Annotated in this window: 10 protein-coding genes and 1 pseudogene; 3 read left to right on the top strand and 8 right to left on the bottom strand. The window is 29.5% G+C overall.

The window, feature by feature from the left end:
* Both FDK22_RS13830 and FDK22_RS13825 read right to left on the bottom strand, forming a co-directional pair.
* Positions 1-783: pseudogene (locus tag FDK22_RS13830) on the bottom strand (FMN-binding glutamate synthase family protein); the annotation flags it as partial.
* Between the two features lie 85 nt (positions 784-868).
* Positions 869-4,435 carry a bifunctional proline dehydrogenase/L-glutamate gamma-semialdehyde dehydrogenase gene (locus tag FDK22_RS13825; protein WP_138153569.1) on the bottom strand — a complete coding sequence of 1,189 codons (3,567 nt, stop codon included), beginning with the start codon at positions 4,433-4,435 and terminating at the stop codon, positions 869-871.
* A gap of 221 nt (positions 4,436-4,656) precedes the next feature.
* Here FDK22_RS13825 and FDK22_RS13820 point away from each other — a divergent pair, with 221 nt between their 5' ends.
* The 3 genes from FDK22_RS13820 to FDK22_RS13810 all read left to right on the top strand — a co-directional run bounded on the left by FDK22_RS13820 (position 4,657) and on the right by FDK22_RS13810 (position 6,519).
* Complete coding sequence (locus tag FDK22_RS13820; protein WP_138153568.1) at positions 4,657-4,881, top strand: hypothetical protein; 225 nt, start codon at positions 4,657-4,659, stop codon at positions 4,879-4,881.
* Positions 4,874-5,542, top strand: a complete 669-nt coding sequence (locus FDK22_RS13815; RefSeq protein WP_138153567.1) for a hypothetical protein — start codon at positions 4,874-4,876, stop codon at positions 5,540-5,542. Before FDK22_RS13820 ends, FDK22_RS13815 begins: the two co-directional genes overlap by 8 nt.
* Before the next feature lie 128 nt (positions 5,543-5,670).
* Positions 5,671-6,519 (top strand): universal stress protein, encoded by an 849-nt coding sequence (locus FDK22_RS13810; protein ID WP_138153566.1) that lies wholly within the window; start codon positions 5,671-5,673, stop codon positions 6,517-6,519.
* A gap of 67 nt (positions 6,520-6,586) precedes the next feature.
* On the opposite strand, the gene FDK22_RS13805 is transcribed toward FDK22_RS13810, so the two are convergent.
* The 6 genes from FDK22_RS13805 to FDK22_RS13780 form a co-directional block, all read right to left on the bottom strand.
* Complete coding sequence (locus tag FDK22_RS13805) at positions 6,587-7,309, bottom strand: ABC transporter ATP-binding protein (protein ID WP_138153565.1); 723 nt, start codon at positions 7,307-7,309, stop codon at positions 6,587-6,589.
* Positions 7,309-8,088 carry an ABC transporter ATP-binding protein gene (locus FDK22_RS13800; RefSeq protein ID WP_138153564.1) on the bottom strand — a complete coding sequence of 260 codons (780 nt, stop codon included), beginning with the start codon at positions 8,086-8,088 and terminating at the stop codon, positions 7,309-7,311. Before FDK22_RS13800 ends, FDK22_RS13805 begins: the two co-directional genes overlap by 1 nt.
* Positions 8,088-9,047, bottom strand: a complete 960-nt coding sequence (locus FDK22_RS13795; protein ID WP_138153563.1) for a branched-chain amino acid ABC transporter permease — start codon at positions 9,045-9,047, stop codon at positions 8,088-8,090. Before FDK22_RS13795 ends, FDK22_RS13800 begins: the two co-directional genes overlap by 1 nt.
* A complete protein-coding gene (locus FDK22_RS13790; RefSeq protein WP_138153562.1) occupies positions 9,047-9,949 on the bottom strand; it encodes a branched-chain amino acid ABC transporter permease in 903 nt (300 codons plus the stop codon). The genes FDK22_RS13795 and FDK22_RS13790 overlap by 1 nt, the downstream gene beginning before the upstream one ends.
* Positions 9,950-9,965: 16 nt before the next feature.
* Positions 9,966-11,090 carry a branched-chain amino acid ABC transporter substrate-binding protein gene (locus FDK22_RS13785; protein ID WP_138153561.1) on the bottom strand — a complete coding sequence of 375 codons (1,125 nt, stop codon included), beginning with the start codon at positions 11,088-11,090 and terminating at the stop codon, positions 9,966-9,968.
* A 276-nt stretch (positions 11,091-11,366) separates the two neighbouring features.
* Complete coding sequence (locus FDK22_RS13780; protein WP_138153560.1) at positions 11,367-12,239, bottom strand: DMT family transporter; 873 nt, start codon at positions 12,237-12,239, stop codon at positions 11,367-11,369.
* Positions 12,240-12,276 lie beyond the last annotated feature (37 nt).

The following is a 12,276-nucleotide window of genomic DNA, read 5'->3' as shown; positions in this document are numbered from 1 at the left end:
TTGTAAAATAATATCAGGCATATCATCTGGAACATTTTTAGGGAAAACATCTAAAGGAGCATCCCAGTTTGGTCTGTAAAAGCACTCTTTTTCTTTATTGAAAACATAAGTATCTGCTAAAGGATCTTTTCTAAAAATAATTTTTCTATAAAAGTCAATTGCAACAGGAACATTAAATAAGATTTTACAAGCTTTGAAGATTTTTTCTTCAAAAGGTGTACCTTTAACCTCTTTCATATATTTTGTGTCATAATTATTATGCGTTACAAAAAAGTTTGAAGTTAAACCACCTTCCCCAGAATTTATTGGGAAACTAGCTAAATAAGATCCATTAACAAAGGCTCTAGTTCCTTCAGGTGAAATAGAACCATCACTCATAGGACCTCTACCAATAATTGATTTTGTAACAAAAGGGAATTCTCTTTGTTCCCCAAAAGTAACTGAAAAATCATTTTCAACTTCATCATCATTTAAAACAATATTTGTATGTCTTAACATAAATTTTGGTTTTGGTAAAGGCTGACCAGGTGAAAAAGAAGCGAAATTTGTTTTATCCCTAGCAGCATTATAAACCCAATCAAGTTTATCCATAGACTCATAAAACTTTTCATCACCAAAGTATTGTCTAAATGGTTCTCTAAACTCTTGGAACACAAACCTTAATCTACCTATTATTGGGTAGTTAACTAAAATTTGATGTTTTCTTTGTACATACTTATCATGTACATACCATGCAAAAATAAAAAAAATAATGCATATAAAAAATAAAGCCCATACTTCCATAAAGTTTTCCCTAGTTAATTATAAATAAAGTGGTTTATTATTAAGTGTTAAATATATACAAGATTAAATAAGAAGAAAATTCTTCTTATTTAATTCCTCTTGCACCAATATTTCCATATCTATGGTAAGAGTGAGATACTGATTGCTCAGCAAAGTAGTTAAGAAGTTCTAGTCTTCCTTCCATCATAGGTTTTTGTCTTACAATAAAAGTAACTGTTTTTGCTGCTTCTTTAAATACTGAAGCAGGTACTTTTTCAATATCTGAATAGATTACTCTATCATATGATGCTAAATCTCTAGCAAAAGAATTGTCATCTTGTTCAATCATAGAATCTCTAACTGTAAATAATACCTCTTTTGATTGCTCTAAAAATGATTTTACTTCACTATTGTTATTAATTGAAACTTTAAAATGAACCCCTGATACTCTTGCTGCTAAAATTCTTGAAACTACTTCAAAAATAGTATCATCACTTGATACTCTAATTAAAACATTTTTTAATGGAATATATCTAAAGTGGTTATCTTCACCTCTTACGTTACAATAATCTTTTTCTTGTGAGAACTCATTTTCATAATTTTCATAATAAGATTGTAAAGCAACAGATAATTTTTCAATATCATCTTTACTAGCACCTTTACAAGAATCTATAAATCTAGTAAGTTCTGTATTATATTTTTTTGAAACATTTGGTTTTGAAGTTTCAGTAAAATCTACAAATTGAGTAATGTAATTGAAAATACCAACTTTTCTACCTGCACCAATTGCAGATTTACCCATTCCACCAAATGGTTGTCGCAGAACGATTGCACCAGTTGTTCCTCTATTTACATAAAGATTCCCAGCTTTAAGATTAGCTTTCCAGTATTCAACTTCTCTTTCATCTAAAGATTCAATACCTGAAGTTAATCCATAACCAGTAGAGTTTACAATTTCAACAGCGTGTTTTAAATCTCTTGCTTTCATAACAGCAAGTACAGGTCCAAATAATTCATTCATATGAATAAAGTTACCCTCTTCTACGCCCCATTTGATAGAAGGTTTTAACATATATTCATTATCGTCAGCATATTCAGGTGCTAAAGCCCACTCTTCGTTACCTTCTAAAGATTCAAGTGCTTTTTTAAGATTTCCAGAAACAGGATTTGCTAAAGTACCAATTCTATTTTTAAAATCCCAAACAGAACCAACACTCATTGATTTAGCAGTATCAATTAAAGCTTTTCTAAAAGCTTTATCATTATAAACCTCTTCTTCTAATACTAATAGTGATGTTGCAGAACATTTTTGACCTGAATTATTAAAAGCACTTAAACATACATTTTTAACAGCTTGCTCTCTATCTGCCATATTTGTAACAATTGTTGCATCTTTTCCACCAGTTTCTGCAGTTAATAATAAATCTGATCTTGTTTCTAACATTTTATAAGCAGTATCTTCACCACCAGTTAAAATAACATAATCAACATCTTTATTTGCAATTAAATGCTCACCTGCTAATGATCCAGGGCAAGGAACAAATTGAAGTACATTTTTTGAAATACCAGCATCCCAGAAACATTTACACATCTCATATGCAGTAAGAGCTGCAGCACTTGCTGGTTTTATAATTACTGTATTACCAGCGGCTAAAGTAGAAGATACACCACCTAAAGGGATAGCTACAGGAAAGTTCCATGGTGGAACAACAACTCCAACACCTTTTCCTTTAAATTTAATATTAGTATATTTTTCCCAATATTGTGTAGAATGAGCATAGAACTCAATAAAATCAACTGCTTCACTTACTTCAACATCAGTTTCAGTAAAAATTTTACCAACTTCTGCAGCTGCAATACCAATAAGGTCATCTCTTCTTTCTCTAACTTTTATAGCTGCTTGTTTTAATAAAGCATGTCTCTCTTTATAAGTTTTTGATCTCCATCCATCAACATCAGCTTTTGCAACCTCTACTGCTTTTATTAAGTCTTCAGCAGTTGCATTAGCAAATTTTCCTGCTAAAACACCATCTTTTAATTGTGATTTATCAATAGCTTCAATAACTTTTCTATCACCAGTTAAATCTTCACCAGCAACAACAACAGGTACAGTTTGGTGTTCAGTGTCTTTTGAGAATTTCCATTTTTTAATGATATTTTTTGCCCACTCTTGGTTAGCAGGAAGAACAAAGTCTGTATCTGCTTCCGCATGATATTCACCTAAATCATAAGACGAACCATTAAAATCATCCCATTTTTCTGTTAATCTATTTTGTTGTCTTTTTGCACCAACAAAAGATGTTTTCTCATTCTCAAAAGATTTTAAGAAAAGTTCTTTTTGCATCTGCCAATCTTTACTACCAACTTTAAGTCCAAAAGAATATCTAATAAAGTTGTCATCTCCTGTATTCTCATCTAATCTTCTAACTAGATATGCAATAGCATTTGTAAACTGTTCTTTTGAAGCAGTTGGAGCATAAAGGATTGGATTTTTTGTAATCTCTTTAATTGCAAGTCTTGCAGATTCACTCATCCCTTCTAACATTTCTAGTGTATGATACTCACTTGTACCATTCTCTTTTGCTAATTCTGTTGCAAATGCTTGTTCAAATAAATTATGAGAACCTGTTCCAACATGCATATAAGGAGCATTTTCTTTTTGAAGTGCATATCTAATCATTCTTTTATAATTTGAATCTGTATCGCTCTTATCAGTATATGTTACCATCTCCCAGTGTTTTTGAGAAGCTTCAGTTTCTTCCATCTCCATATTAGCACCTTTAACAAGTCTAAACTTAATAGGTGCTCCACCAGCTTCAACTCTTTTCTTTGCCCATTCACATAAATCTTTTTGAACATTAAATGAGTCAGGTAAATAAGCTTGAAGTACAATACCTGCATAAAAGTTTTTAAACTCAGGTTTCTCAAGGGTTTTTTTGAATACTTCAACAGTAATATCTAAATCTCTATACTCTTCCATATCAAGGTTAATAAATTTATTTGATTTTGTACCATCTGGCGCAATATATGGATATTTTAATGCTTGATTGTAGATTCTTGTTAATTTATCAACAAGAACTGACACGGTATTATCAAAATTTAGTGCATTAATTTGAGAATATATTGTTGATATTTTAATAGAAATATAATCGATATTTGGATTTTCTAAAGCTTTAAGATATTTTTCAATTCTCTCTTCGGCTTCCTCTTCACCAAGTACAACTTCACCAATAAGGTTAATGTTTACTCTTGTACCCTCTTCTTTTCTCATAACAAGGTGTTTATTAAAAGGTCCCTCTTCACCTTTTATAACAACTGTTCTTGTATCTTCTCTAATTTGATTAACAAACATTGGAACAGATAATGATGGTAAATATTTACCAATATTTTGGAAAAGCCATAATAACATTCTATCTTTTGTAGTAAAGAAATTTGCCATACCATGCTTTTCTAATAAAAAACAAATTTGATCTGCAACTCTTGCAGGGTTTTCAACTCTAAAAGATTGATCCATAAGCTCAATAAGAAGTGCTTTATCTTTTGGTTGTTCAAGCATTTTGTTCATTTTAACATAAAATTCTCTATCAAAATCACTTACAAGCTCAGTAGCCCTATTTTGCCACTTTTCAGCTAAGTTTATAGCATTTTGAATAATGTTTTTTTCGTTAGTCATATTGTCCCCGTTTTCTATAATTTATTTTTTGTACTACAAAAAGTAATACCTTTCATAAATTATTGCCAAATGAAACTTAATTAAAACTTAAATTACCAATACTTTTTCCATTAAATATGTTTATTATTTAAACAGATTACTTTTTTACATGGTAGTACTTAAAGTAGTTTTAAAAGTAGTTAATATAGAATTCTATTATCTTATTAAGAAAAAGGAAATGCGTGGCAAAACAAAAATATGATAGAAGTATCATTAATAACGCTATTAATAAAAGCTTAAGAGAAAAAAAAGAGGTTTCGCAATTAACAATTAAAATTGATTCAAGGCTAGATAATGCTTTAGTTATATTATCAGAGAAAATTAATGTATCAAAAAATAAACTAATTGAAAATATTTTATTCGAAAGTGGAATTATTGAAGAAGTAGAAGAGAACTATTATGAATAACTTTCCTAAACAAGAGCTGATAATTGACGCTATTTTAAATGGTGTTGTTGCAGCAAAAAACAATTTTTTATTTTGGACTAACAATAGATTATCATTATCTTTTGGTCCACATAAAATTGTTACCATACATATAGCACAAGAGATAGCTAAAATTAAAGAGGATACTCCTGAAATTTTTATAAATGCAACTGTTTCAGATATTCTAAGGTGTTCTTTACCAAAAAGAGATCAGTTTTTAGAATTTATGAATCATAGAGATTTAAAAGAGGGAACTTTTAGTATAACTTTAGATGAAAGATTAGAACATGCAAATGATAATGACTCAATCTCAAGGGTAATTATTTCTGTTGTAAACAATGTAATAAATTCAAAAGCTGAATATTTAGATGAAATTGAACGAATCTGTAAAATGATTAATAGAGACGATGAATATAAAAACTCTACTTTAGATTATGGTATTTTTACATTTTATTCAGATATTAGTAGTGAAGCTAGAAAAAAACTTGATAAAAGAATACCTGAAATAATCAATAATTTTGACAAAGTTGTAGCAAAATATGATAACCTAAAATCATCTTTTAAAGGTGGAGAAATAAACAAAACCCAATCAAAAGGTGAATGGTCAATAGGTTGCTATATTATTGAACCTTTCTATAAATAAACTAAGTAAAATTTCACTTAGTTTATTTAACTCTATATTTCCAAAAATTTCAAAATTCTCACTATTTATTATTGAATAAAGATTCAATATATGTTATTATTTCCATAATTAATTTCAAGGAATACTAAATGGAATACAAAAAAATATTTTTCCCTATTGGTGGGGGAGAAGAATTAAAAGAGCGAATTCATGGAGCTTTACTAATTGGTAAATATTTTAATTGTCATCTTGAAATATTAAAATCTCAAGCTAAACCAAGCCAGATTATTAAAATGGATGGTGGAATTCCTTCAAATGTTCTTAGCGAACTAAATGCAATTGCATCAAGAAGGTTAACAGAAGATTTAATAGAGACACAAAATATATTTAAAGATGAAGCAAAAAAAATAGGAAATAAAGTTTCAAAAAAAGCTATTGAGAATGTAGCAACTGCAGAAGTAATTCTTGGAGAAGGTTATAGAAGTAAAATTATTGAACAAGAATCAAAATATTGTGATTTAGTACTTGCTGCTTCACCTCATAATGGTAGAATTACTGCAACATTTGAAGCAATAGTTACAAAAAGTGGAAAGCCTGTTCTTATGTTTCCAAGAGTAATGAAAACATTTAAAACTGATAAAATTTTAATTGGGTGGAATAATTCTCCTGAAGCTTCAAAAGCTTTATCTCATTCTATTGATATACTAAAAAAAGCAAAAGAGATTAAACTTATTTATTCTAAAGAATACATCTCAACTAAAGAAGATATTATAAAGATTCAATCATATCTAAGAGTACATGGCGTTGAGATAACTTTTGAAGAGGTTAAAACTACAAAAGTTCCAGGACAAGCATTATTGAACTATGCAATTGAAGGAAACTATGATCTAATAGTTGCTGGTGCTTTTGGGCATAGAGGATTAAAAGAATTAATGTTAGGTGGAACAACAAAATATATCTTAGAACATACAGATATACCAATTTTTATGGCTCACTAAAAAATCCATAAAAAAAGGGAAAGCTACAAAAGCTTTCCCTTTTTTAGTATCTAAGTTAAACATTTTTTTAATGTTTTTTACCTAAATAAGCTTCTTGAATTTTTTCTGATGCAAGTAATTCTTCAGCTGTACCTTGATGAGTTATTTTACCAACTTCAAGAACATAAGCTCTATCAGCAAGTTTTAAAGCTGCTTTTGCATTTTGTTCTACTAATAAAACAGTTACACCACTTTGAGCAATCTCTTTCACTGCTTTAAAAATTGCTTTAATTAAAATTGGTGCTAATCCTAAACTTGGTTCATCAAGAATTAAAAGCTTTGGTTTAGACATAATTGCTCTACCAATTGCAAGCATTTGTTGCTCACCACCTGAAAGTGTTCCAGCAAGTTGCTTTCTTCTTTCTTTTAATCTTGGTAAAATATCATATATCCACTCTAAAGTCTCTTTATCATGATTCTTTAAAGTATATGCACCCATCATTAAATTTTCTTCAACAGTAAGTGTACCAAAAACTCTTCTTCCTTCTGGAGAATGAGACATACCCAAAGATACTATATCATGAGCTTCGGTTTTGGTAATATCATTCTTATCAAAAATAATATTACCAGATTTTGATTTTAAAAGCCCAGAAATAGTTCTAAGAGTTGTAGTCTTCCCTGCTCCGTTTGCACCAAGGATAGTAACAACTTCACCCCTTTTTACAACTAAATCAATACCTTTAATTGCTGAGATGGCCCCATAACTTACATGTAAATCTTTTACTTCTAATAAAATTTCGTGATCAACCATTACTCATCCTCATCTTCATCATCTGAACCAATATATGCTTCAATAACTCTTGGGTCATTTTGAACAAAACTTGGTTCCCCTTGAGAAATCTCTTTTCCAAAGTTAATAACAGTAATATAATCAGTTAGACTCATTACCATTTCCATATCATGTTCAATCATCATAATACCAATACCCATTTCAGATATTTTTCTAATAATATTTGTAAGCTCAATTGTTTCATTTTCATTAAGTCCTGCTGCAGGTTCATCTAAAATTAGAAGTTCTGGATTAGCAGCAAGAGCTCTAGCCATCTCTACTTTTCTTTGATTACCATAAGATAAATCACCTGTAGGAACAGTTGCAAGTCTAGATAGGTCAAAAAACTCCATTAGTTCTTCAACTTTTTTCCATGATGATAATTCATCTTTTTTATAAAATGGTGTATGAATAATTGAGTGATACCATTTTTGTTTTGATTTTGTATGATATCCTGCCATAATATTTTCAGCTACACTCATCTCTTTAAATAATCTAATATTTTGAAATGTTCTTAAAACTCCCCTTTGGGCAATTTTGTGAGGCTCCATACCAGTAATATTTTCACCTTTATATTTAATAGTTCCCTCTTCAGGAGTATAAATACCTGTAACACAGTTAAAAAGTGTAGTTTTTCCAGCACCATTTGGACCAATAATTCCATAAATTTGTCCTGGTTTAACTTTGATAGTTAAATCATCAATTGCAACAAGCCCATAGAAGAACTTAGATACGTTTTCTATTTCTAATACGTAATCCATTATTTTTCTCCTCCATCAGCTTTTAGTCTTAAAAATTTTGGAATATTTCCAAATTTTGCAGGCCAAACACCATTTGGTCTAAGTACCATAACAAGTACCATCGCTGCACCAAATATTAAATATCTTGATTCTTTAAATTCTGTAAATAATTCAGGTAATACGAACATTACAAAAGTACCAATAATAACACCAGGAAGTGAAGCAGAACCACCAACTAGTACAATTGCAAAGAACATAACAGATTGCATAAAATTAAATGATTCAGGAGATACAGCTGAATATTGAACCGCAAAAATAGTTCCAGCAGCACCAGCAATACCTGCACCTAAAGCAAAAGCAAATAACTTATAATAAGGGATATTAATACCCATTGATTTTGCAGCAATCTCATCTTTATTGATATAATAAAGTGCTCTTCCATATCTTGAAGTATCTAAGTTTCGAATAATTAAAAGTGTAATTAAAAGTAAACCAAAGGCCATATAATAAATATGATTGTCTTCGAATAACTCATAACCAAAAACTCTAACTATATCAATTCCAAAAATACCATTTGGACCACCAGTTAAACCAAAAATATCATTTTTTAGAACTTGTTCAAAGATAATATTAAATCCAATTGTTGCAACTAGTAAATAATCCCCTCTTAAGTGGATAATTGGCCCAGCTAATAATACTGCTATTATTGCAGGTAGTATTATTGCAAAAGGGATTGTTTCAATAATCTCAAAACCAAAATGTACATTTAAAATAGCTGTTGTATAAGCACCGATACCAAAGAATATAGCATGACCCATATTAAATACACCAGCACGTCCTAATATAATATCTTGTGAAAATGCAACCGTTGCAAAAACTAAAAAAGTTATTCCAATTGAAAGCCAAGCTGAATCAACTAAAAATGGGAAAATAGCCATTATTACTAAAAATAAAATGGCAATTAATGTTGTTTTATTCATTATACTTTCTCCGCTGTTTTTTCACCAAGAATACCTGTAGGTCTTACAATTAAAATCACGATTAGTAAAATAAATGTAAAAGTCTCAGCCCATTCTGTTGAGATATATCCTGCAATTAATGCATTAAATAATCCTAACATTAAACCACCAAGCATAGCACCAGGGATATTACCAATTCCACCAATAATAGCTGCAATAAAGGCATTTAAACCATATAGCCAACCCATATCAAAAGTTAAAGCTCTATAATATAAACCAATAAATAAACCACCAATTGCTCCAAGCATAGAACCAATGATAAAAATAAGCATAATTACTCTATTTACATTAATACCCATAAGTTTTGCTGCATCTTGATCTATTGCAGTTGCTCTAATAGCTGTACCCATTTTTGTTTTATTAATAAACAAGAATAATGCTGCCATTAAAAATGCTGATAATACTAAAATTACAAGCTGTGTAAATGATATAATTACACCACCAAAGTTCCATGACGTACTTGGAAGTAAATCTGCAGGGAAAATTTGCATATTTGGTCCCCAAATAAGCATGATTCCATTTTGAATTACAAGTGCAGCACCAAGAGCAGAAACAACTGCACTAAGTCTTGGTGCAGTTCTTAAAGGTCTGTAAGCTAGACGCTCAAGAAGAACACCTATAAAAGCAACAATAATTGCTGTTAATAAAAATATTATAATAATATTTATGAAATTTGTTGCACTAGCACCAAAAAGTTGTGAAAAAATTGTAAGTCCTACATAAGCTGAAAAGGCAACAAGGTCACCGTGTGCGAAGTTGATTAACTTCATCACACCGTAAACCATTGTATAACCTAAAGCAACTAATGCATAAAGACTACCAATAGTTAAACCATTAATTAACTGTTGAAGAAAAATATCCATTATGCCTCTTTTTTAATTATTGACCAACTACTTCTTTAGTTCCGTCATTTTTTAATTTGTATACAACAAATTTAGCCCCTACTCTTTCACCATCTTCTCTAATATTAAATGGTCCAGTAATTCCAGGGAAGTCTTTCATTTCATTTCTAATATAATCAGAAATTTTCTTAGTATCAAAAGAGTTTGTTTTTTCTACACCTTCAATAACTGCTCTTAAACCATCTGCATTAGTTACAGGCCAAATTGATGGAGGATCCATTTTAAACCTAGCTTTATAATCACCTAAATATTTTTTTGCTTCTTTATAAGGAAGAATCTCAGGTGTTGGGAAGTTGATTAAAACAGTACCAGCAGATGCATTACCAGCTAATTTAAAGAAATCAGGGTTGTCATTTGAATCACCACCTACAAAGTCCGCTTCAATTCCTAATTGAATTTGTTGAGCTCTTAAAAGTCCACCATCTGTATAATAACCTGAATAATAGATTACATCTGGATTCATTGCTTTAATTTTTGTAAGTACTGCTGTAAAGTTTTGAGTACCTGATTTAATCTTTCCTCTAAAAATTACATTACCACCAATTTTTTTAATTGAAGCTTCTGTTGCATCACCAAGTCCTGCTGAATATGAAGAATAATCAGAAAGAACAACAATGTTTTTGTATTTTTTAACATTTACAAAATAATCAGCTGTAAAATCACTTTGAGCTGAGTTAGGAAATGAGTTTCTAAAGAAAGTCCAATATTTTTTCTCAATTAAAGAATCAGAAGTACCATCAGAAGTTTGTAATACTTTTTTTCTATAATATGTTGTTTGAGCTGCTTCAGTAGCTCCCGAAGTATATGAACCAATTACCGCAAATACTCCTGCGTTTGTTAATTTTTTAGCACATACAGCTGCTTTTTGAGCTTTTGCTTCATCATCACAAGTTACAACTTCGATTTGTTTACCAAGTAGTCCACCTTGTGCATTTTTTTCATCAACAATAAGTCTAACAAAGTTATCTATACTTTGACCTTCATTTGCATATTTACCTGTAATAGGTGCTTGAACACCAATTTTAACTGTATCTGCTGCGAACAATGAAGTTGCAACTGCCCCACTTAGTGCTAAGGCACTAACAATTTTAGTTAATTTCATTAATACTCCTTTTTAAATAAATTAATTATAGCTTAAATTTATAATTAATTTTTAGTACTACAAAAAGTAGTAACATTTCTGTCACAACTATTATTTCACATTAAATATAAATTGAAACTTAAGAATTTTATAAATACAAAACAAAACTGTTTGCTTTTTATACAATATGTAACAAATTCGATGAAATGCTATTTTAATGCTATTTTACTATATTTTTAAAAAAAATCAATAACCATAAATATGATAATAAATTTACTCTATTACAGATATTTCAAGTTATTGTTTTTTTTGTTGAATAATAAGACCAAAGATAATAAATAGTAAACCAAATAGTGTTGAGACATATATTGGCTCTTTTAGTATAAAATATATGAATACTAAAGAAAGAAATGGGGAAATAAAAATTAGATTTGCTATTCTTGACGTATTATTTGTTGTTTGCATTGCTTTTAACCAAAACAAAAATGTAATACCCATTTCAAATAATCCAACATAAATAGCACCTAATAAACCATTTATATTTGTAATTTCAAAACTATCAGTTAAAAGTACATAAATAAATATCATTGGTAAAGCAAATAAAAAGTTACAAAATAGACTTACAACTGGGTCTGCCTTAGACTTTGTATTAAAAATCCAATATAAAGACCAAAGGATTGTACTTAACAATGCTAAGAATACACCATCTAAATTTGAAAAATTTAATGAAAAGGGTTCCCCTTTTGTAGAAATAATCAAAACCCCAAAATAACAAATTATCCCTGCAACAATATCCTTTAGCTTTAATTTTTGTTTTAAAAATGGTACAGAAAGGAAAGCCAACATTAAAGCCCAAGTGTAGTTTATTGCCTGTGCTTCTTGAGCTGGTAATAAATCATAAGCTTTAAATAAAACAAGATAATATAAAAATGGGTTGATTGCACCTAATATTAAAACAAGTAAAGTATTATTTTTAATATATGTAAAAATTAAATTAAATTTTTTTTGTATCAACAAAACAATTAATAGAGTGAGTAATGAACATAAAGAAGCAAAAAAAACAAGTTGTTCAGGGCTTAGGTACTTTAATGAGTATTTAAATGCAGTTGCAACAGTTGACCATAAAAAAACAGAAATTAATGCATATTTGTATGCAACATCTTTTATCATATATATTTCCTCTAAAAAAGAGGAAATTGTATCATAA

The organism is Arcobacter arenosus (assembly GCF_005771535.1).
Taxonomy (GTDB): Bacteria; Campylobacterota; Campylobacteria; order Campylobacterales; family Arcobacteraceae; genus Halarcobacter; species Halarcobacter arenosus.
The sequence above is the reverse complement of the archived record's forward strand: the minus strand, read 5'-3'. Positions and strand labels throughout refer to the sequence as shown.